This is a genomic window from Burkholderia sp. Z1 (assembly GCF_014893795.1).
GTDB lineage: Bacteria > Pseudomonadota > Gammaproteobacteria > Burkholderiales > Burkholderiaceae > Burkholderia > Burkholderia theae.
In genome coordinates this window covers 233,000-252,296 of sequence record NZ_JACFYL010000002.1, presented here as the reverse complement: position 1 = coordinate 252,296, position 19,297 = coordinate 233,000, and the positions used below count along the sequence as shown (strand labels likewise).

At 68.4% G+C, this 19,297-nt stretch carries 21 protein-coding genes; 7 read left to right on the top strand and 14 right to left on the bottom strand.

Annotation, left to right across the window (positions count from 1 at the left end; all coding sequences use genetic code 11):
- Positions 1-24 precede the first annotated feature (24 nt).
- The 6 genes from H3H55_RS18265 to H3H55_RS18240 form a co-directional block, all read right to left on the bottom strand.
- Positions 25-648, bottom strand: coding sequence for a glutathione S-transferase family protein (locus H3H55_RS18265; RefSeq protein ID WP_048245968.1), 624 nt, complete (start codon positions 646-648; stop codon positions 25-27).
- A 72-nt stretch (positions 649-720) separates the two neighbouring features.
- Positions 721-2,220, bottom strand: a complete 1,500-nt coding sequence (locus H3H55_RS18260; RefSeq protein ID WP_193099663.1) for a TIGR01777 family oxidoreductase — start codon at positions 2,218-2,220, stop codon at positions 721-723.
- Positions 2,217-3,086, bottom strand: a complete 870-nt coding sequence (locus H3H55_RS18255) for a thiol-disulfide oxidoreductase DCC family protein (RefSeq protein WP_193099662.1) — start codon at positions 3,084-3,086, stop codon at positions 2,217-2,219. The genes H3H55_RS18260 and H3H55_RS18255 overlap by 4 nt, the downstream gene beginning before the upstream one ends.
- A gap of 97 nt (positions 3,087-3,183) precedes the next feature.
- A complete protein-coding gene (locus H3H55_RS18250) occupies positions 3,184-3,654 on the bottom strand; it encodes a DUF2269 family protein (RefSeq protein WP_193099661.1) in 471 nt (156 codons plus the stop codon).
- Positions 3,651-4,958, bottom strand: coding sequence for an SDR family oxidoreductase (locus H3H55_RS18245; RefSeq protein WP_193099660.1), 1,308 nt, complete (start codon positions 4,956-4,958; stop codon positions 3,651-3,653). Before H3H55_RS18245 ends, H3H55_RS18250 begins: the two co-directional genes overlap by 4 nt.
- An 88-nt stretch (positions 4,959-5,046) precedes the next feature.
- Positions 5,047-5,580 (bottom strand): GbsR/MarR family transcriptional regulator, encoded by a 534-nt coding sequence (locus H3H55_RS18240; protein WP_048245976.1) that lies wholly within the window; start codon positions 5,578-5,580, stop codon positions 5,047-5,049.
- Positions 5,581-5,741: 161 nt separating this feature from the next.
- On the opposite strand from H3H55_RS18240, the gene fabV reads away from it, so the two are divergent.
- A complete protein-coding gene (gene fabV / locus H3H55_RS18235) occupies positions 5,742-6,944 on the top strand; it encodes an enoyl-ACP reductase FabV (RefSeq protein ID WP_193099659.1) in 1,203 nt (400 codons plus the stop codon).
- Between the two features lie 62 nt (positions 6,945-7,006).
- Here fabV and H3H55_RS18230 read toward each other — a convergent pair whose 3' ends face one another.
- Positions 7,007-7,711 carry an SDR family oxidoreductase gene (locus H3H55_RS18230; protein ID WP_193099658.1) on the bottom strand — a complete coding sequence of 235 codons (705 nt, stop codon included), beginning with the start codon at positions 7,709-7,711 and terminating at the stop codon, positions 7,007-7,009.
- 335 nt (positions 7,712-8,046) lie between these two features.
- Between H3H55_RS18230 and H3H55_RS18225 the strand changes: the two genes are divergently transcribed.
- Positions 8,047-8,631 carry a TetR/AcrR family transcriptional regulator gene (locus H3H55_RS18225; protein WP_193099657.1) on the top strand — a complete coding sequence of 195 codons (585 nt, stop codon included), beginning with the start codon at positions 8,047-8,049 and terminating at the stop codon, positions 8,629-8,631.
- Positions 8,632-8,664: 33 nt separating this feature from the next.
- Here H3H55_RS18225 and H3H55_RS18220 read toward each other — a convergent pair whose 3' ends face one another.
- Entirely contained in the window at positions 8,665-9,243 is a 579-nt protein-coding gene (locus H3H55_RS18220; protein ID WP_193099656.1) for a hypothetical protein, read from the bottom strand.
- Between the two features lie 275 nt (positions 9,244-9,518).
- On the opposite strand from H3H55_RS18220, the gene H3H55_RS18215 reads away from it, so the two are divergent.
- On the top strand, positions 9,519-10,436 hold the full coding sequence (locus H3H55_RS18215; RefSeq protein ID WP_193099655.1) for a DMT family transporter: 918 nt from the start codon (positions 9,519-9,521) through the stop codon (positions 10,434-10,436).
- 15 nt (positions 10,437-10,451) lie between these two features.
- Here H3H55_RS18215 and H3H55_RS18210 read toward each other — a convergent pair whose 3' ends face one another.
- Both H3H55_RS18210 and H3H55_RS18205 read right to left on the bottom strand, forming a co-directional pair.
- Positions 10,452-11,237, bottom strand: coding sequence for a YhfC family intramembrane metalloprotease (locus H3H55_RS18210; RefSeq protein ID WP_193099654.1), 786 nt, complete (start codon positions 11,235-11,237; stop codon positions 10,452-10,454).
- Positions 11,238-11,248: 11 nt separating this feature from the next.
- Positions 11,249-11,779 carry a GNAT family N-acetyltransferase gene (locus H3H55_RS18205; RefSeq protein WP_193099653.1) on the bottom strand — a complete coding sequence of 177 codons (531 nt, stop codon included), beginning with the start codon at positions 11,777-11,779 and terminating at the stop codon, positions 11,249-11,251.
- Between the two features lie 193 nt (positions 11,780-11,972).
- On the opposite strand from H3H55_RS18205, the gene H3H55_RS18200 reads away from it, so the two are divergent.
- The 3 genes from H3H55_RS18200 (at position 11,973) to H3H55_RS18190 (ending at position 13,397) form a co-directional block, all read left to right on the top strand.
- A complete protein-coding gene (locus H3H55_RS18200) occupies positions 11,973-12,338 on the top strand; it encodes an ArsR/SmtB family transcription factor (RefSeq protein WP_129515941.1) in 366 nt (121 codons plus the stop codon).
- Positions 12,310-12,795 carry an SRPBCC family protein gene (locus H3H55_RS18195; RefSeq protein ID WP_129515942.1) on the top strand — a complete coding sequence of 162 codons (486 nt, stop codon included), beginning with the start codon at positions 12,310-12,312 and terminating at the stop codon, positions 12,793-12,795. The genes H3H55_RS18200 and H3H55_RS18195 overlap by 29 nt, the downstream gene beginning before the upstream one ends.
- A gap of 125 nt (positions 12,796-12,920) precedes the next feature.
- On the top strand, positions 12,921-13,397 hold the full coding sequence (locus H3H55_RS18190) for an SRPBCC family protein (RefSeq protein ID WP_047902268.1): 477 nt from the start codon (positions 12,921-12,923) through the stop codon (positions 13,395-13,397).
- A 30-nt stretch (positions 13,398-13,427) separates the two neighbouring features.
- Here the strand turns inward: H3H55_RS18190 and H3H55_RS18185 are convergent, their stop codons facing one another.
- The 4 genes from H3H55_RS18185 to H3H55_RS18170 form a co-directional block, all read right to left on the bottom strand.
- On the bottom strand, positions 13,428-14,558 hold the full coding sequence (locus H3H55_RS18185) for an amidohydrolase family protein (protein ID WP_193099652.1): 1,131 nt from the start codon (positions 14,556-14,558) through the stop codon (positions 13,428-13,430).
- Between the two features lies 1 nt (position 14,559).
- Entirely contained in the window at positions 14,560-15,867 is a 1,308-nt protein-coding gene (locus tag H3H55_RS18180; protein WP_193099651.1) for an MFS transporter, read from the bottom strand.
- A gap of 83 nt (positions 15,868-15,950) precedes the next feature.
- Complete coding sequence (locus H3H55_RS18175; protein WP_193099650.1) at positions 15,951-17,243, bottom strand: CaiB/BaiF CoA transferase family protein; 1,293 nt, start codon at positions 17,241-17,243, stop codon at positions 15,951-15,953.
- Entirely contained in the window at positions 17,240-18,226 is a 987-nt protein-coding gene (locus H3H55_RS18170; RefSeq protein ID WP_193099649.1) for a hydroxymethylglutaryl-CoA lyase, read from the bottom strand. The genes H3H55_RS18175 and H3H55_RS18170 overlap by 4 nt, the downstream gene beginning before the upstream one ends.
- 172 nt (positions 18,227-18,398) lie before the next feature.
- Between H3H55_RS18170 and H3H55_RS18165 the strand changes: the two genes are divergently transcribed.
- Positions 18,399-19,211, top strand: coding sequence for an IclR family transcriptional regulator (locus H3H55_RS18165; RefSeq protein WP_193099648.1), 813 nt, complete (start codon positions 18,399-18,401; stop codon positions 19,209-19,211).
- Positions 19,212-19,297 lie beyond the last annotated feature (86 nt).

Below are 19,297 nucleotides of genomic sequence, written 5' to 3'. Positions count from 1 at the left end.
GCGTCGCGCATTACCTGCGTGGCATCACGGATTCGCGCTGCCCGCGTAGGTCTTGAAGCCTTCGCGCGTCGCAAGGCGTTCGATATAGCGCGACACCGCCGGGAAATCCGGATGCTCGAACGGCGTGCCGAACCAGCGGTTCACCGACAGGCCGATCGGAATATCCGCGAGCGTGAAGCTGTCGCCGGCCACGAACGCACCGGTCGATTCGAGATGCGCATTCAGCACGCGCATGTGCTTCGTCCAGCCCGCGATCGACTGCGCGATCGTCGCCGGATCCTGATGATCGGGCGATTTCCGCACGAGGCCGAGGAACGCGCCGATCCACGAACGGTTCAGGTCCGCACCCTGCCAGTCGATCCATTGATCGACCCGTGCGCGCGCCCGCGGCTCGGCCGGATAGAGCGCGTCGTCGCCATAGCGGTTCGCGAGGTAGCGGATGATCGTGTTCGATTCCCAGAGCACGAAATCGTCGTCCTTGATGACGGGCACGAGCGCGTTCGGATTCAGCGCGAGATAGGCCGGATCGTTGGTCGTACGAAAGCCCGCGCCCCAGTCTTCCTGTTCGAACGGCAGGTTCAGCTCGGTGCACAGCCACAGCACCTTGCGGACGTTGATGGACGGGATCTTGCCGAGGATGTGCAGCATGCAGTCTCCTTGTGAGGTCGGATGCGGAGCGCCCGGGGCGTACGAAACGTCCCGGACGCGTTCACGTCGAATTTATACACGACGCCGGGGCAAACGACAGGCCGAGTGCGCAAAATCGCCATGCGGCCGATGCGTCAGGTCGCGCAGCGCATGCTCGGCCGTCGGGAACCGGAACATGAATCCGTCCTGATGCAGCCGCGCGGGCATCACCCGCTGCCCGTCCAGCAGCAGTTCGGCCATCTCGCCCATCGCGACGCGCAGCGGCGCGGCCGGCACGTGCAGCCATGCGGGACGGCGCAGCACCTTCGTCACGACCTGCACGAACTCGCGCTGGGTCAACGCACCGGGCGCCACCGCGTTGTACACGCCGCGCATGCCCGCGTTGGACATCGCGCGCGCGATGATCCGCAGCACGTCGTCCCGGTGAATCCAGCTCATCACCTGCGCGCCGTCGCCGAATCGTCCGCCCATCCCGAAGTAATGCGGCAGCAGCATCGGGCGCAATGCGCCGCCGGGGCCGAACACGACGCCCAGCCGCAGCACCACCGAGCGCACCCCATGGCGCTCGAGCGGCTGCGCGGACCGTTCCCACTGCCGGCACAGCTCGGACATGAAGCCGGTGCCGGCGCGGCTGCCCTCGTCGAGCCGTTCGTCGGCCGGACGCACGCCGTAGTAGCCGATCGCGGAGGCCTGGATCCACGTGCGCGGCTTGACGTCGGCGGTCTCGACCCAGCGCATCAGCGACTGCGTGACGCCGACGCGGCTGGCGAGCAGCAGTGCGCGACGGCGCTTGCTCCAGCGCGCGCCCAGCACCGGCGCACCCGCAAGATTGATCACCGTGTCGAAGCGCTCGTGCGGCTGCAACTGTTCGACGGACGTCACGCTGCGCACGCGGCCGTGAAACTGGTAGGCCGCGCGCAGCGGATCGCGCGCCAGCAGCGTGACTGCATGTCCCGCATCGAGCAACTGGTTCACGAGGGTTTCGCCGATGAAGCCCGTGCCGCCGGTGACGAGCACGCTGCCGGGCGGCTGCCCCGCGAACGGATTGGCAGCCGGAACGCGTCGCGCGATACGGCAGGCGGCCATCCCGTCGCGGAGGCCCGACACCGTTACGCCGACGGCAAACAGGCTGAGCAGCCAGCCGCGCCAGCCGAGGTCGATCGCATGCAGCCCGGTCGGCTCGTGCGCCCAGACGACCAACTGCATCGCGAGCATCCCGAACAGCGCGCCACCATTGACGGCCAGCAGCGTGTGCAGCACGCGCTCGGTCGCCGGCAGCTTGCGGCTTTGGTCCTCGACGACGAAATCCCACAACGTCAGCACCACTTCGATGAGGACCACCGCCGCGATGGCCGCGACCCATGCGCCGTGAAAGGCGACGTTCGCGATCGACGCGAACACGAGACCGTAAAGCACGGAACGCACCGCATGAATCGCCAGTTCGAGCCGCGCGCGCGGACTGTGCGGCAGGTCCTGCGTGAGTTCGTGGTGATAGAGCGTATCGAATGCGCCCATCGCGCCCTGCACGATCAGCAGGTTGAGCGCCCAATTGAAGGCAGGCAAGGTGTTCATACGGTATCCCTCCTCCACAGCCAGACAAGCGGCGGAACCATCGCGACAAGTGCGGCCGCGTCGATCGCCACGTGGCCCCATACACGGGCCTGAAATGAAAACAGCAGGTCCTGCGGCGCCCAGATCAACAGGCCGGCCAGCAGCCATCCCCATACTTCGCGCGTGCGCAGCCGGTTGCCGAGATGAACGAGCGCCAGCATCCAGACCGACGCGCACTGCACCGTCGCGCCGATCAGCGACATCCACCAGATCTGCTGGGCGCGCGCCGGTTCGGGCGCCGCGCCGGCCCAGAAATGCAGCTCGATCGCGCGGTGATACGCGTCGGCGAACGACGCGCCGGCGATCCACGGAACGGCCACGCCGACGAGCAGATGCACGATCGCCGCGCCGTACATCCAGCTCACGACGATGCGACGCGCGTTGTCGTGCGCGGGGCGATCCGCCGCCGTGCTTTCGGCGGCCGTGCCGATGCCGCACGCCTGCCCGTCGCAGTGCGCTTCGGCGTGATAGCCAAGCCAGCGCGAAACGGCATGCCGGTTGCGTGCGACGCATCGATACAGCGGCGCCAGCGCATCGCGCATGGCCGGCACGCGCAGCGGCCACACGAGCCAGCTGCGCCCGACCAGCGTATAGGCGGCGAAGATGCTGTCTACACCGGTCAGCATGCGTCCGTCAGGCAGCCGCGCATGCAGTTCACGGTTCAGCGCGCGCAGGTCGGCCCCCAGCGGGGCGGGATCGAAACCCGGCTCGGCGATATCGACGAACGCCAGTTGGTGTCGCGTATTCCAAGTCGCGAGACGCTGCATTTCCGCGACGCATAACGGACACCTTCCGTCGAAGTACAGCACCAGTTCACTTGTGTTCATGATTTGCACTCCTTCTTTTTATCTCAAGCATCATGAATCGATCGGTCGACTGCTTTCGGATGTACCGCCCGCCGCTCCCGCGCGGCGGGCGCGGCCCCTACATCGGCTTGAGCACCATCAGGAAGTAGACGGACAGCATCGCGAAGAACGCCGGATAACCGAGCAGTTCCCAGCGCTTCGCATAGCGCCAGTACCGCTCCGGCAACGCGGCGGCGCCGTTCGCATGAGCAAGCCTCGCCATCGCGGCGAGTTCGATCTGCAGCCACACGACCGGCAGCCAGCACGCGCCGGCGATCGCATACAGCACGATCGATGCGAAGAGCCACGGCGTATGCCACGGCCAGCCGGCCGTGTGCGCGAGCCACAGCCCGGACGCCGGCTGGAAGATCACGGCCGGCGTCGTGAACCACCAGTCCGCGCGCACCACGAGCCGCGACACGGCTGCGATCGCGGGCACCGACTGCGTGCGGTTCGCGAAGAACAGGTAGAACGCGGTGCCGAACCCCGTGCCGACCAGCAGCACCGAGGACAGGATATGCAGCGCCTTGATGACGAGATAGGTATTCATGCGTGTTCTTCTTCTGAAAACAGGATCAACAGGATCGCGAGAATCGGCACGTTCTTGAGCACGGGGCCGAACGGTTCGGCCAGCAGGCCGGGCATCGTGACCGCGATGACGGCCGAGTACGCGACGATCAGCGCGGCTTGCGCGACCCACAGGCGACGCGACGGCGCGACGACGGTCGCGATGCCGAACGCGAAGTCCAGCGCGCTCGCCGCGTAGAGCGCGATCAGCGCAGGCAGCCCCGTCAGGTACGCGGGAGCGAGCAGCGCGAGGCTCGCGTCCAGCGGATGGATGAACGCGCTGGCGATGGCCGTCCAGATCCAGACGATCGCGAGTGCGCCCAGCAGCAACGGGCGCCGCCACATCGCGAGCGCATCGCTGCGCAGCCGGGCGGCGTCCGCGCCGATGAAACCGTCGATGCCGCGCGGCGGCCGGCCGAGCACGGCCGTGGCGGCCGCCGGATCGCCGGTGTTCCCGCCGCGCAGCATCGTCCACGTGTCGCGCGTGAATATCGCGCCCGGCAGCGCGCCGAGCAGCACCGCCGCCGCGCCGGCCAGCGGGCCCGGCAGCGTCACGCCGGCAGCCGGCGCAAACCCCAGCGCGGCGCGATAGCGCGCCAGCATCCCGCGGTATTCGACTTCGTCGCTGCCGACCACGTCGATCACCGGGCTGCCGGCCGCCGGCGAATCGACGAGCCGCGCGACGAGTTCGGCGAGATCGTCGATGTGCACGGGGCGCAACCGCTGATGGCCGCCCGCCGGCAGGACATGCACGGGCAGGCTCGCGAGCATCCGGAAAAACCGCGCCGACGTGCCGGACGCGCCGTAGACGAGCGCGGGACGCACGATCCTCGAATCGATCGGCAGTGTCTGCAGGAAACGATCGGCCGCGTACTTGCTTGCGAAGTAGCGCGTATCGCCGCGCTCGACACCGAGTGCCGAAATCTGGATCACGCGCCGCACGCGCGCACGGCAGCACGCGGTGAAGAGCGCGCACGGCGCGGCGCGATGCACGGCGTCGAGCGTCGCGCCGTGTCGATCGGCGAGGATGCCGACCGCGTTGATCACCACGTCGACGCCATCCAGCCGCGCGAGCCACGATTCGGGATCGACGTCCTTCGCGAAGTCGATCGCGACGTCGCGCGGGCCGGCCGCATGACGCACGCCGCGCAGCACGCGATGGCCGCCGGCTTCGAGCTGCGTGCACACCGCCCGCCCGATGAAGCCGTTCGCGCCGCACACGAGGACGGTCATGCTGCGTTCCCCGGTGCGGCCGCCCTGGCCGGTCGACGGCAAGACTGCGTTCATTTTCATCCTCTCTTTACAGTTATTTCTGTACTGACAGAAATAACAACCCCGAAAAAAGCGGGCTGCCTGCCCGCATTCCCTGTCCCGCTTACTTCGACGACTTGCGCCTGACCGTCTGGCTGATCTTCGCGCCGATGCCGAGCGCCTTCATCAGCGTATCGGGCTTGAGCCGCAGCATCTCGTCCGACCAGGTCGTGAGCGTCTCGACGAACTGCAGCGTGTCGCGGATGCGCTGTTCGGTCTCGCGGCTCTCGTTGGCGATCTCGGGGCTCGTCAGGCAATCGCGCAGCACCGTGAGCGTCGGCTCGATCTCGCGCTGTCGCCGCCCTTCGACGATCAGCTTGAACAGTTCCCAGATGTCGGTCGACGTCTCGAAATGGTCGCGGCGGTCGCCCAGCACATGCACGACTTTCGCGAGCCGCCACGCCTGCAGTTCCTTCAGGCTCGTGCTGACGTTGGAGCGCGCGACGTTGAGCGTCTCGGCAATCTCGTCGGCCGCGATCGGCCGGCCGGCCAGATAGAGCAGCGCGTGAATCTGCGAGACGGTTCGGTTGACGCCCCACCGCGAGCCCATTTCGCCCCAGTGGAGAATGAATCGTTCGGCAATCGGTGTGAGTTCCATGTCCAGAAATTTAGTTATTTCAGTTATTTCTGTCAAGAGAGAAATAACCGGACGATCCGGCACGTTCCGGCCGTGCCCGCCCGCGATCGGCCGCTTCCTTTACAATGCGCGGGAATTTTCCGATTTCAGGCTGTTTCTGCCTTTCTGACAAGAGGGTCTCCATGATCATCAAACCGCGCGTGCGTGGCTTCATCTGCGTGACGACTCACCCCGTCGGCTGCGAAGCCAACGTCAAGGAACAGATCGACTACGTGACTTCGCACGGCCCGATCGCCAACGGCCCGAAAAAGGTGCTCGTGATCGGCGCGTCGACCGGCTACGGCCTCGCCGCCCGGATCTCGGCCGCCTTCGGCTCGGGCGCGGACACGCTCGGCGTGTTCTTCGAGCGCGCCGGCAGCGAATCGAAGCCCGGCACGGCCGGCTGGTACAACAGCGCCGCGTTCGAGAAATTCGCCGCCGAAAAGGGGCTCTATGCGCGCAGCATCAACGGCGACGCATTCTCCGACAAGGTCAAGCAGGTCACGATCGACACCATCAAGCAGGATCTCGGCAAGGTCGATCTCGTCGTCTACAGCCTCGCGGCACCGCGCCGCACGCACCCGAAGACGGGCGAAACGATCAGCTCGACGCTCAAGCCGATCGGCAAGGCGGTTACGTTCCGCGGCCTCGACACCGACAAGGAAGTGATCCGCGAAGTCGCGCTCGAACCGGCGACGCAGGAAGAGATCGACGGCACCGTCACCGTGATGGGCGGCGAGGACTGGCAAATGTGGATCGACGCGCTGGCTGAAGCCGGCGTGCTGGCCGACGGCGCGAAGACGACGGCGTTCACGTATCTCGGCGAGCAGATCACGCACGACATCTACTGGAACGGCTCCATCGGCGAAGCGAAGAAGGATCTCGACAAGAAGGTGCTGTCGATCCGCGACAAGCTGGCCGCGCACGGCGGCGATGCACGCGTGTCGGTGCTGAAGGCCGTCGTCACGCAGGCCAGCTCGGCGATCCCGATGATGCCGCTGTACCTGTCGCTGCTGTTCAAGGTGATGAAGGAAACCGGCACGCACGAAGGCTGCATCGAGCAGGTGTACGGGCTCCTCAAGGACAGCCTGTACGGCGCGACGCCGCACGTCGACGACGAAGGCCGCCTGCGCGCGGATTACAAGGAACTCGATCCGCAGGTGCAGGCGAAGGTCGTCGCGCAGTGGGACCACGTGACGAACGAGAACCTGTACGAACTGACCGACTTCGCCGGCTACAAGACCGACTTCCTGCGGCTGTTCGGCTTCGAGATCGCCGGCGTCGACTACGACGCGGACGTGAACCCGGATGTGAAGATCCCGGGCATCATCGACACGACGGCCTGATGGCCTGAGGACCGGACCCGCCGCGCGCGAACGCGGGCGGCGGGCCGTGCCGCCCGGCGGCGTCAGCGCGGCGCCGGCGCTTCCAGATAGACACCCGCCGACAGCGTGGCCTTCACTTGCCGCGTGAACTCGTCGGTGGACACTTCTTCCGCACCCGCTTCGATCGCTTCGTAGGCCTGGCGCACGACGTCGTCCGGCGTTGCCTTCGGCACGTCGAGGCCGCGCGTCAGATCGGTATCGATGAAACCGGCATGCAGCCCGACGACCTGCGTGTGCTGTTCGCGCAGCGAATGGCGCAGGCCGTTGGTCAGCGCCCACGCGGCCGATTTCGACACGCCGTAACCCGACAGGATCGGCCGGTTCACCCAGCTCGCGACGGACAGGATGTTCAGGATCGCGCCGCCGCCATGGCCGGCGAGGGTTCCCGCGAACGCCCGCGACATCGCCAGCATCCCGAACACATTGGTTTCGAAGTGATCGCGCAACGCGTCGAGCGCACCGTCGTCCGTCAGGCTGCCGAGCCGCGCAATGCCGGCGTTGTTGATCAGCAGCGTGACGTCGCGCGCCGCGTCGGCAGCCGCGGCGACGGCCGCCGGATCGGTCACGTCGAGCTTCACGGGCACGACGCCCGGCAGCGTCACGGTGGCCGGGTCACGCGCCGCCGCATAAACCTTCCGCGCGCCCCGTTCAAGCGCCTGCTTCGCGAACTCGAGCCCGAGCCCGCGGTTCGCGCCCGTCACGAAAACGACTGCACCTTCGATCTTCATGATCCTTCCTTTCGCTTGATGAATCGCATGCGCGCCGGCTCGCCGCGCGCGTGAAATCCGGTGAAAAAACAGGCTGCCATTGCATGGCGTATCGAACCGTCGCGCCCCGGGTGAGCCGTCCGCTGCCCGCCTCCCCGCGGCGCCAAAGACGCCGACCGACTGCCATCCGTGCTCCGGCAGTCGCTTCGCACCGCCCGCCAAGTCGGCTACACTGGATATCAATGTCGATCACCATTGTCTTTGCGGTGCATTGTGTTCGGGCAATTCGGCCATGTCAATGGTGATCGACATTGTGTTTTTCAATCGACGCGATCTGCAAAATCAGGGAGGGATCGATGGGCGTGTCAAGACAGCAGGCTGCCGAGAACCGGAGCGCGATCGTCGCGGCCGCCGAGCGGCTGTTCCGCGTGCGCGGCGTCGACGCCGTGGGGTTGACCGAGCTGATGAAGGAAGCCGGCTTCACGCAAGGCGGCTTCTACAACCACTTCAAGTCGAAAGACGCGCTGGTCGCCGCGGTGATGGAAAAAGCGATGCAGGACCGCGCGGATTCGCCGAACGCAGGCAGTCTCGCCGCGCAGGTCGCGTCCTATCTGTCGGTCCCGCATCGCGACAACGTCGAGGCCGGGTGCCCGCTGTCCGGCTTCGCGGGCGACGCGCCGCGACTGACCGATGCGGCGCGCGCGTGCTACGCGCACGGCGTCGCCACGTATCTCGACCGGCTGGAACGGATGGTGGCCACGGACGGCACGACGGCGGCGCAGACGCGTCGCGATGCGCTCGCGGTCTTCAGCCAGATGGTCGGCGCGCTGGTGTTGTCGCGCGCGATCGCCGGCACCGATCCCGCGCTGGCCGACGAGATCCTCGACGCGGGGCGGGATACGCTGACCGGCGCACGCGCCGACCCGGTCGCGCCGGCGTAACGGTGCGCGCGGTGGCGCGTCGCCGTTGCCGTGCTATTCGACCGCCCGCGCGGCGTCCCACAGCGGCTGCCCGCCCAGCGCCGCATGCCACGTGTCAAAGCGCGTGCGCCACGCTTCGAACGGCTCGGTCAGCGGATGGCGCGGATCTTCGCTGAGCGAATACGCCATCCCTTCGATCAGCCATCGCGGCTTGGTCACGACGGCCAGGTTGCCGAGCACTTCCGCCTGGCGGTGATGGATCAGTTCATGCGCGAGAAAGTAGGTCTGCCAGCCGCGCGGCGCGATGACCACGCCGAAATTCCCGAGCGTCAGCGCCGCGCGCGTGCCGAGGCCGAATGCGTCGGCGCACGCGCGCGTCGAGCAGAACACGACGCGCGGCCCGTCGCGGAACGCGCCGACGGCCGCCGCCGCGCGCGCATAGCCGTCGCGATAGAGCTGCTGCGCGTCGCCGAGCTTCGCGGCATCGTCCGTGCAGATGTCGGCGCTCGGGCAGGACACGCCGGGGATCAGTGCGGGCGCGACGACACGCAGCGGCTTGACGAGCGCATACGCGGCAATCGGCAGCGCGACGAGCAGCCCCGTGAGGGCGAAAGCGACGTGGGAGCGTTTCATCGAGGCGGCGGTTCCGTGGCGTTCCGTTGAGTCTTCCTGCGTGAATATATCGGACCGGCGACCTCCCCGACCCTGCTTTTCTTTCCGGCCGCCTGCCGGCGCGCATCGCGACCGGGGAGACGTCCCGGCGCTCGCCGTCACGGCTCATCATCCTGCCTCAATAAAGACTTTTTACGACCTAATCGCGCTCGAATAATATATTGGACGCATGACTGAGCACACCGCATTCTTGCCACCTATCGGCTCGCAACGGCCGCACGGCAAGGACAAAGGTCATGAACAGGAACGAACGGCTCGCGGGCATCGGCTACGGATTGCTGGCAGCGCTCATCTGGGGCGGTTTTCCGGTGGTCACGCGCATCGGCGTCACGCACGCGGCCCTCGACGCGTACGACATCGCGTTCATTCGCTTCATCGTATCGGGCACGCTGTTGCTGCCCGTCGTGCTGCGTCGCGGCCTCGGCACGCTGCGCCCGGCATCGGTCGGGCTGATGGTGATCGGCGCGGGCGCGCCCTACATCCTGACCGTCGCGGCGGCATTGAGCCGCGCGCCGGTCGGCTATTTCGCGCTGACGCCCGGCAGCATGATCGCGTTCACGGCCATCCTCGGCCGGCAGGTCGCGCACGAGCGGCTGTCCGCCGCGCAGGTCGCCGGCATCGGCACGATCCTGGCCGGCATCGCGCTGACCGCGTCCGACGCGCTGCACGGCGCGATCGGGCTGCCGGCCCTCGCGCTGTTCGTGCTCGGCGGCCTGCTGTGGGCCGTCTATAACGTCACGACGAAGCGCGCCGCCACCGGCGCGCTGCACGCGACGGCCGTCGTATCGGTCGGCTCCGCGGTGCTCTACTGCCCGCTCTATCTGGCCGTGCGCGGCGGCGCCGTGCTTCAGGCGCCCGTCGCGGCCATCGCCACGCAGGCAATCTTCCAGGGCGTGCTGATGTCCGTGCTGGCGCTGTACTGCTTCAGCCAGGCCGTCGTCGCGCTCGGCCCGGCGATCGGTGCGACCTTCGCCGCGCTGATGCCGCTCCTCGCGACGCTCGAAGCCATGCTGCTGCTCGGCGAACGGCCGCAAGCGCCGGCGCTCGCCGGCATCGCGATCGTCACGGCCGGCATGGGCGTCAGCCTCGCCAACCGGTGGCGCGCGGGAGAACGGCCGGCCATCCGGCGGCCGAACTCCGCCGCGCCTGGCTGAAACTGGCAACACGCGTCACGCGGCGTGCTCCGGGCGCGTGCCGCCGGCACCCGTCCCCCAGCGGCTCCGGCGAATGCCGAACCACAGGAGCGCGGCGCTGCACGCGCACAGGATCGCCTCGATCAGCACGGTATCGACATGCCAGTACCGCGACAGCAGCACCGCGACGAGGTCGAACAAGAAATGGAACGCGATCGCATACACGAGCCAGCGCTTCGTGCCGCGCACGAACGCCTGCAGCACGATCAGCGACAAGCCGACATGCGCGGCCAGCGCGCTCGCGCGTTCGAGCAGCGCGAGAAACGGCGACGCGAGCGTCATGCCCGTGAACTGCGACCCGATCAACGACTGCACGCCGGCAGGCACGACGACGCCCGCGTGCGCGAGCAGGTAGCCCGTGCCGATCGCGAGAAACCCGACGCCGACGAGCAGCATCGCCTCCAGCCCGCCGTGCCCGAGCCCGAGCATCACGGCCGTCTGCGCGTCGCGCCGCTTCGGCAGCAGATACCGGAATGCGACCCAACGCCCGCATTCCTCGAAGAGCCCTGCCGTCAACGCCGCGAACACGAGCATCGGCAGATGCCAGCGCGGGTCGGTCCCGAGCCAGTGGAACAGCGGCGCCTGCCACGACAGGCGCAACACCGGCTGGAACACGAAGAACGTCAGCATGCCGTAGCAAAACACCCGCAACGGCACCTGCGTGCGGCGTCGCCACGCGGCCGCGAGCAACGCCGGAGCGAGCAGCGCGACGACACCGGCCGCGAGCGTGAGGAACAGGAGCGCCGGGGTGACGGGATGCATGACGCCCGCCGCTACGCGAGCTGCTTGTGGAAGAACGTCGTCGCGCAGAACGTGCCGTCGGGCATCAGCGCAAAGTTCGGCACGACGCCGACGCGCTGCCAGCCGGCCCGCTCGTAAAGCCGCTCGGCGTCGCCGCCCGTCACGGTGTCGAGCACGAGCACGGTCTTGCCGGCGTCGCGCGCGGCCGCGTCGGCCGCCGCCATCAGCTGCGCGGCGACGCCCTGCCGGCGCGCGTGCCGCGACACGAGCATCTTCGCGATATCGGCGCGATGCGGCTGGTTCTCGGGCTGCGAGGTCACGACCTGCACGGTGCCGACGATCCGGCCGGCCGCGTCCTCGGCGACGAGCAGGATGCGCTCGCCGTTCTGGACGCCCTCGGCCACGCGCGTCCAGAACGCAACGGCGGTCGTGCGCTCGATCGGCAACATGAAACTGACGGATGCGCCGCCCTCGACGCAGTCGATCAGCACATCGGCCAGCGCGTCGATGCAGGCTCTCGCATCGCTCGCGCCCACGCGGCGGACGGTAACGAGTTCGGTCATGCCATCTCCGGTAGTCAGGCGCGCCGCACCGCGTGAGCGCGGCGTACGCCCGGATCAAAAGGAACACCGGCCGATCGTCGCGGCTCACGCAACGGCGGCAGGCTTTCAGCAACGCGGCGCCCGGTCGGCGCGTGTTGCCGCCCCATCATCGTACGCGACGAAAATTCCCGCTGCATCGCCTATACCTAGCCACATGGCTAACTTTCAACCCGGCATCAGCGACGTCTTTCACGCACTCGCCGATCCGACGCGCTGCGCGATCGTCAGCGCGCTCGGCCAGGGCGAGCGGACCGTCTCCGCGCTGGCCGCGCCGTTCGACATGGCGCTGCCGTCGTTCATGAAGCACGTCGCGGTACTCGAGCGCAGCGGCCTCGTCCAGACCCGCAAAACCGGCCGCTCGCGCACCTGCGCGCTGGTCGGCAGCCGGCTGACGGAGGCCGAGCAATGGCTCGCCGCGCAGCGCGCGCTGTGGGAAGCGCGATCCGATCGTCTCGTCGAATTCGTCGAACGCCGTCACCAGGAGGTCCAAGATGTCAGCAAGCCACGTCGAACCCGCTGAAGCCCACGATCTCGTCATCACGCGCACGCTGCGCGCGCCGCGCCACGCTCTGTGGCGTGCCTGGACCGACCCCGAGCTATTGAAGGAATGGTGGTGCCCGAAACCGTGGACCACCGAGGTGCGCGCGTTCGACCTGCGGCCGGGCGGCGCTTTCCACACGTTCATGCGCGGCCCCGATGGCGGCACGAGCGACAATCCCGGCTGCTTCGTCGAAATCGTGCCGGAGTCGCGCATCGCGTTCACGTCGATGCTCGCCGGCGGCTGGCGGCCGCAGGTGCCGTGGATGGGCTTCACGGCGATCATCACGATGGCCGACGACGAAGCGGGCAGCCGCTACGAGGCGCGCGTGATGCATCCGGATGCCGCGACGCGCGAGCGCCACGAAGCGCTCGGCTTCTTCGAGGGCTGGAACACCTGCATCACGCAACTCGACGCGTTCGCGGCCGCGCTGCGCTGAACGCGGGTGAGTGCGCTCGCGCGGCCATTGCGTGCCGCCCCGCCCGCGCCTACGATTCCTGAAGGAAGCGCGACGACACGCCGGCATCCGGCGTGCACCGTCGCGCGCGCTCCGCGGGAGGCGACATGTTGCACACGCACACGCATTCGACCCGGGTCAGCCGGCACCTGAACGCCCCGCGCGGGCGCGTCTACCGCGCGCTGCTCGATCCGCACGCGGTCGAGCAATGGAAGGTGCCCGACGGCATGACGTGCCGCGTGGACGCGTTCGATGCGCGCGAGGGCGGGGCGCTGCGTGTGTCGCTGAGCTACGACGTGCCGTCAGCCGGCACCGGCAAGACCACCACGCACACCGATACCTATCACGGCCGCTTCGTCACGCTCGTGCCGGACGAGCGGATCGTCGAGATCGACGTGTTCGAGACCGACGATCCGATGCTGCGCGGCGCCATGACGATCACGATCACGCTGTCCGACGAAGCCGGCGGCACGCGCGTGGACGCCGTGCACGACGGGGTGCCGCCCGGCGTGCCGGCCGCCGACAACGAGACCGGCTGGCGCATGGCGCTGGCGAAGCTCGCGGCGCTGGTGGAAGCCGGGTGAGCATGCACCAGCCTGTCGTCGCGATACGCGTCAGCCGAGCCGGTATGCGCGCGTGACCGTGCCCCGGAACAGCGCGTCGCGCTCGTCCGGGCTCGCGTGCGCGGTCAGCCGCTTGAACGCATTCCAGCCGTTCACATACGAATACGAGCCCTTGTCGACCGGGAAATTGCTCTCGAACATGCAGCGCTCGGCACCGAACGCCTCGATGCAGGTCAGCATCCACGGCTTCCACGTGTCGGCGAGCTGCACGGACGACGGCGGCCGCGCGCCCTTGTCGAAATCGAAGCCGTTGATGCGCATCCCGAGCCCGCCGACCTTCACATACACGTTCGGCAGCCGCGCGAGCGCGCGCATCGATGCCGACCAGCGCTCGAACACCTCCGGCCGCCGGTCCGCATAGCTCGCGATCCGCACGACGCCGCCGCAGTGATTGACGATGATCCGCGTATCGGGGTTGGCCTTCGCGAGATCGAACAGTTCGGGCAATTGCGGAAAGAACAGCCACGCGTCATACGACAGCCCGAGCGGCGCGAGCTGCGCGACGCCGGCCCGGTACGCGGGATCGAGCAGCAGCCCGCGCGGCACCGCCGACAGCGGATTGGCGAGCGTCGGATCGGCGTCCCACGTGGTCAGGTGCCGAACCCCGCGAAACCGCCCGCGCCCCGCTTCGAGATGCGCTTCCAGCACCTCGCGCACACGTTCGCCGCGGCGCAGGTCCGCGTGGCCGACGATGCCTTTCGCGACGGCCGGATGGCCATGCTGAAGCGGCTCGGTCACGCCGGCGACATAGGCCGTTTCGCCCACCGGCTTCAGTTCGGCCGGGCCGGCATCGCGATAGCGCGTCTGCGCCTGCATGTAGACGGACGCCTGGATGTTGTGGCCCGACCGCGCGTCCTGCAGATAGTCGTCGAGCATGTAGATCCAGCCCGGCCGCTCATAGAAATGATGATGCGCGTCGACGATCGGCAGGTCGGGCTCGAGCGCGGGTTCGAGCGCCGACGCGAGCCAGTCGGGGCGGACCGCGAGATAGTTGCCTTGCGTGGTCATGCGGGAAGCTCCATCGTGAGCCGGTGCGTGCGTATCGACGCACGCGGGCAGCGCGAGCGACGCGGCGGCCGCGCCGAGCAGCCGGCGCCGCTTGATCGAAATCGTCGTGTCCATGTCACTCGCTCCGGTCGAACGCATACAGCGACAGCGTGAGCAGCGTCGTGATCGCCAGCACGATCGCCAGGCCCAGCATGCCGGCAGTAAAAGTGCCGAAGCTGTCCTTCAGGTAGCCGACCAGATAGGGGCCCGCGAAGCCGCCGAGCGCACCGATCGAGTTGATCAGCGCCAGCCCGCCGGCCGCGGCCTGGCCGGACAGGAAGCGCGACGGCAGCGTGTAGAAGATCGTGCGGCCGGCAATCGTGCCGATCAGCGCGAGCGTGATGCCGACGAGCGCCGGCCCGAGCGTCAGGAAATGCGTCGACACGCCGAGTGCCACCGCGCCGATGAACAGCCCGATGGCGAGGTTCGCGACCGGGCCGCCGCGACGGTCCACCCGCTTCGCCCACCACAGCAGCGCGACGGTCGCGAAGAAGTACGGCACCGCGGACAGCCAGCCCGTCTGCATCGTCGTCATGCCGTGCGCCTTCAGCATCTGCGGCAGCCAGATGCCGATCCCGTACGAACCCATCGTGAAGCCGAACGAGATCAGCGCGAGCAGGTACACGCGCACGTCGCGCAGCGCGACGCCAAAGCGCTTCTTCCGGCTGGCGGCCGCGCCTTCGCGCTCGAACGCACGGCGCAACGCGGCGCGCTCGTCGTCCGACAGCCAGGCAGCATCCGCCGGCGAATCGGACAACAGCTTCAGCACGAAGAAGCCGAGCGCGCACGCGGGCAGCCCTTCGACGATGAACATCCATTTCCAGCCGGCAAGGCCGAGCACGCCGTCGAGCTGCAGCAGCCATGTCGACAGCGGGCCACCGATCAGCGACGACAGCGGCGTCGACACGGTGAACCACGCCAGCACGCGCGTGCGGTAGCTCGCCGGAAACCAGACGGCGAGGAAGAAGATCACGCCCGGAAAGAAGCCGGCCTCGCCGATGCCGAGCAGCAGCCGGATCGCGTAGAAACTCGTCGGCCCGGTCGCGAGCGCGGTCGCGGCCGCCATCAGCCCCCACGTGATCATGATGCGGGCGAGCCAGCGGCGCGCGCCGAAGCGGTACAGCGCGAGATTGCTCGGCACCTCGAACACGCAGTAGCCCGCGAACATGATCCCCGCACCCCAGCCGAACTGCGTCGCGGTCAGCCCGAGATCGCGGTTCATCGTGAGGGCCGCGAACCCGACGCTCGTGCGATCCAGATAGTTGAAGAAATACGCGAGCGCGAGCAGCGGGATGAAGCGCCACGCGGCCTTGCGCACGGCCCGTTGCTCGATCGAAGAGTCGGTCTCGCGATCGGCGGCCATCGCCGGGGAAGCGGATGTCATGGTTGTCTCCGTGGATACGGCGATCCGTGTCCGCGCGGTGCGCGCCCCGGTCGCCTTTGTTCGTTCGATGGATCGCGACCGCGCTACGCGCTCGCCACTTCGTTCGGCGACGGCGCGCCACCCGGCCCGTCGCCGTGCGCCGCGTCGTCCGCGCCGTGCCGCCCCGCGACGACACCGGCGTCGATCAGCGCACGCGCCTCGTCCGGCGTGTAGCCGAGCTCGCCGAGCAGCGCGCGCGTGTCCTGGCCGAGCGCGGGCGGCGCCGAGCGCAGCCGCAGGCGCTCGCCCGCGAGCGTCAGCGGCAGCAGCGCGGTGCGCGTGTCGACCGGACGTCCGGCGCTGCTCGCGTCGGCCGGCAGCGTCACGGCTTCGAGGCCACCGGTCGCGAGCAGATGCGGATCGTCGAACAGGTCCTGCGGCTTCGTGATCGGCGCATAGGGCAAGCCGATCGATTCGAAGATCGCGCCGATCTCCGCGGCCGAATGCGGCGCGAGCCGCGAACGCAACGCGGGCAGCAGCCACTCCCTCGCCTGCACGCGCAGGTTGTTGGTCGCGAGGCGCGGATCGTCCTTCAGCGCCGCAAAGCCGAAGGCATCGCAGAACAGCGCCCACTGCGTGTCCGACACCACCGCGAGAAAGATCTGCTCGCCGTCCTTCACGGCGAACACGTCGTAGACGGCCCACGCGGAAATCCGGCTCGGCATCGGCGACGCGGCCTGCCCCGTCACCGCGAACTGCATCATGTGCTGCGCGACGAGGAACACGTTGTTCTCGAACAGCGAACTCTGCACCTGCTGGCCGTGGCCGGTGCGCTCGCGCTGCGCGAGCGCGGCCATCGCGCCGATCGCACCGAACATGCCGCCCATGATGTCGTTCACGCTCGAGCCCGCGCGCAGCGGCCGGCCCTCGGGGCCCGTCATGTAAGCCAGCCCGCCCATCATCTGCACGACTTCGTCGAGCGCGGTGCGATGCTCGTACGGCCCCGGCAGGAAGCCCTTGTGCGACACGTACACGAGGCGCGGATTCAGCGATTGCAGCGCGGGATAACCGAGGCCGAGCCGGTCCATCGTGCCGCTCTTGAAGTTCTCGCTGAAGACGTCCGCCGTCGCGACGAGCCGCAGCACGATCTCCAGCCCGCGCGGGTCCTTCACGTCGACCGCGAGGCTCTTCTTGTTGCGGTTGAACATCCCGAAGAAGCCCGCGCCGGAACCGCGCAGCGCACGCGTGCTGTCGCCCGCGATCGGCTCGATCTTGATGACTTCCGCACCGAGATCCGCGAGCAGCATCCCGCAGGTCGGGCCCATCACCATGTGCGTCATCTCGATCACGCGCACGCCTTCGTACGGCAGCGTCGAAGCAGGTAACCGGTCGTTCATTGCGCGACTCCCGTCAGGCAGCCTTCCGGTTGAGGCGCCGTCGGAACGCGTCCGTCCGCATAACGAAAGCCCTTCGGCAACCCGGCGTCCGGTACATGGCCATACAGCGCCTCGGACGGCAGCGCGTCGTGCAGGATCGCGCGTGCGGCGAGCAGCGCGTCGACGTCGACGCCCGTGTCGATCCCCATCGATTCGAGCAGGAACACGAGATCCTCGGTGACGATGTTGCCGGTCGCGCCCGGCGCATACGGACACCCGCCGAGGCCGCCCTGGCTCGCGTCGATCGTCGTCACGCCCGCGTCGAGCGCCGCGACGACGTTCGCGAGCCCCTGCCCGCGCGTGTTGTGGAAATGCGCGCCGCCGGCCTTGTCGCCGACCTCACTGCGCAGACGCGCGAACAGCCGGCGCACCTGTGCCGGGTTCGCATAACCGCTCGTATCGGACAGGCCGATCTCGTCGACACCGCACTCGGCCATCGCGACGGCTATCGCGATCGTCTCGTCGTCGCTGACGGCGCCCGCGATCGTGCAGCCGAACGCGACCGACACGCCCGCCTCGATCTGTATCGACGGAAACCGCGCATCGCGCTGCGCGACGATCGCGCGCACCTCGTCGATCATCTGCGCGGGCGTCTTGCGGATGTTCGCGAGCGAATGGGCGTCCGTCACCGAGACCGGCAACGTCAGCTTGTGCACGCCCGCCACGAACGCGTGTTCGGCGCCGCGCAGGTTCGGCGCCAGTGCGGCGACGTGCAGCCCGGGAATCGCCAGCGCGTGCGCGACGACGTCGGATACATCGGCCATCTGCGGCAACAGCCTGGCCGGCACGAACGACCCCACCTCGATCTCGCGCAGGCCGGCCGCGGCCAGTGCGGTGATCCAGCGCAGCTTGCCGGCCGTCGGCATCACGGTCCGGATGCTCTGCAGGCCATCGCGCGGCCCGACCTCGCTGACCAGCACCTTCGGATATTCGGAAACGCTCATTCGACACCTCATCGTTCTATCTGAAAGAACATTGTTCTATTTGATAGAACTTTAGGCGCACGTCGAACGAGCAGTAAGCGGGGTATACCCGTGAAAACGCGATTTTCTGGAACTTGAGTTCTGCCAGACAGAACGATATAGTCGACCGCACATCATTCGAAGGAAGCAGGCAGTGCCTACGACTCCAGCAGATCACGCCGACGACGGGCCCGATGCGGCGACCGAAGCCTCCAGCGGCGTCGCCGTTCTCGATCGCGCGTTCGCGATCCTCCGTGCATTCGGACCGACCGACGACCGGCTGTCGCTCGCCGAGCTGTCGCGCCGCACCGGGCTGTACAAGAGCACGATCCTGCGCCTGCTCGCCGCGCTCGAGCATGGCGGCTTCATGCGCAAGCTCGACGACGGCCAGTACGCGGTCGGACACGAGCCGCTGCGGCTCGCCGCGCTGTACCAGCGTTCGTTCCGGGTCGGCCCGGTGGTCGAGCCGCTGCTCGAGACGCTGAGCCGCGAACTCGGGGAAACGGCGTCGTTCTACGTGCGCCAGGGCGACACGCGCTCGGTGCTCTACCGCGTCGAGCCCGCACGCGCGGTGCGCGTGTCGATTCGCGTCGGCGAGGAATTTCCGGTTCGCCAGGGCGCGTCCGGGAAGGTGCTGCTTGCGTTCACCGACGCGCAGGACGCACGCTGGGACGACGTGCGCGAACAGATGTGGGCCGCGTCGTACGGCGAGCGCGACCCCGAGACGGCATCGGCCTCCGTACCCGTGTTCGGCGCGGCCGGCGAATGCGTCGGCGCGCTGACGGTGTCGGGCCCGAAATCGCGGCTCTCCGCCGCGCCGGCGATGGCAGCGGTGCTCGCGATGCTGCTGCCGCTCGCGCAAAAGGCGACCGTTGCACTCGGCGGCGCGGGCGCCCGCTACGACGCGGCCGCCGTGCGCGACAGTCTCGAGCGGCTTGCGTCGGCAGCGGACGACGCCGGGTCGTAGCCGGCCGCGCACGAGCGGCGACGCGGCAGCGCGAAAGGCGGCCGCATGCGACACTGGCCGCCGATGCACGCATCGCGCGCCGCCCG

Coding starts and splice junctions, on each gene's coding strand:
- H3H55_RS18265 (WP_048245968.1), bottom strand. CDS start 648: ATGCTGCACATCCTCGGCAAGATCCCGTCCATCAACGTCCGCAAGGTG.
- H3H55_RS18260 (WP_193099663.1), bottom strand. CDS start 2,220: ATGAACACCTTGCCTGCCTTCAATTGGGCGCTCAACCTGCTGATCGTG.
- H3H55_RS18255 (WP_193099662.1), bottom strand. CDS start 3,086: ATGAACACAAGTGAACTGGTGCTGTACTTCGACGGAAGGTGTCCGTTA.
- H3H55_RS18250 (WP_193099661.1), bottom strand. CDS start 3,654: ATGAATACCTATCTCGTCATCAAGGCGCTGCATATCCTGTCCTCGGTG.
- H3H55_RS18245 (WP_193099660.1), bottom strand. CDS start 4,958: ATGAACGCAGTCTTGCCGTCGACCGGCCAGGGCGGCCGCACCGGGGAA.
- H3H55_RS18240 (WP_048245976.1), bottom strand. CDS start 5,580: ATGGAACTCACACCGATTGCCGAACGATTCATTCTCCACTGGGGCGAA.
- fabV (WP_193099659.1), top strand. CDS start 5,742: ATGATCATCAAACCGCGCGTGCGTGGCTTCATCTGCGTGACGACTCAC.
- H3H55_RS18230 (WP_193099658.1), bottom strand. CDS start 7,711: ATGAAGATCGAAGGTGCAGTCGTTTTCGTGACGGGCGCGAACCGCGGG.
- H3H55_RS18225 (WP_193099657.1), top strand. CDS start 8,047: ATGGGCGTGTCAAGACAGCAGGCTGCCGAGAACCGGAGCGCGATCGTC.
- H3H55_RS18220 (WP_193099656.1), bottom strand. CDS start 9,243: ATGAAACGCTCCCACGTCGCTTTCGCCCTCACGGGGCTGCTCGTCGCG.
- H3H55_RS18215 (WP_193099655.1), top strand. CDS start 9,519: ATGAACAGGAACGAACGGCTCGCGGGCATCGGCTACGGATTGCTGGCA.
- H3H55_RS18210 (WP_193099654.1), bottom strand. CDS start 11,237: ATGCATCCCGTCACCCCGGCGCTCCTGTTCCTCACGCTCGCGGCCGGT.
- H3H55_RS18205 (WP_193099653.1), bottom strand. CDS start 11,779: ATGACCGAACTCGTTACCGTCCGCCGCGTGGGCGCGAGCGATGCGAGA.
- H3H55_RS18200 (WP_129515941.1), top strand. CDS start 11,973: ATGGCTAACTTTCAACCCGGCATCAGCGACGTCTTTCACGCACTCGCC.
- H3H55_RS18195 (WP_129515942.1), top strand. CDS start 12,310: ATGTCAGCAAGCCACGTCGAACCCGCTGAAGCCCACGATCTCGTCATC.
- H3H55_RS18190 (WP_047902268.1), top strand. CDS start 12,921: ATGTTGCACACGCACACGCATTCGACCCGGGTCAGCCGGCACCTGAAC.
- H3H55_RS18185 (WP_193099652.1), bottom strand. CDS start 14,558: ATGGACACGACGATTTCGATCAAGCGGCGCCGGCTGCTCGGCGCGGCC.
- H3H55_RS18180 (WP_193099651.1), bottom strand. CDS start 15,867: ATGACATCCGCTTCCCCGGCGATGGCCGCCGATCGCGAGACCGACTCT.
- H3H55_RS18175 (WP_193099650.1), bottom strand. CDS start 17,243: ATGAACGACCGGTTACCTGCTTCGACGCTGCCGTACGAAGGCGTGCGC.
- H3H55_RS18170 (WP_193099649.1), bottom strand. CDS start 18,226: ATGAGCGTTTCCGAATATCCGAAGGTGCTGGTCAGCGAGGTCGGGCCG.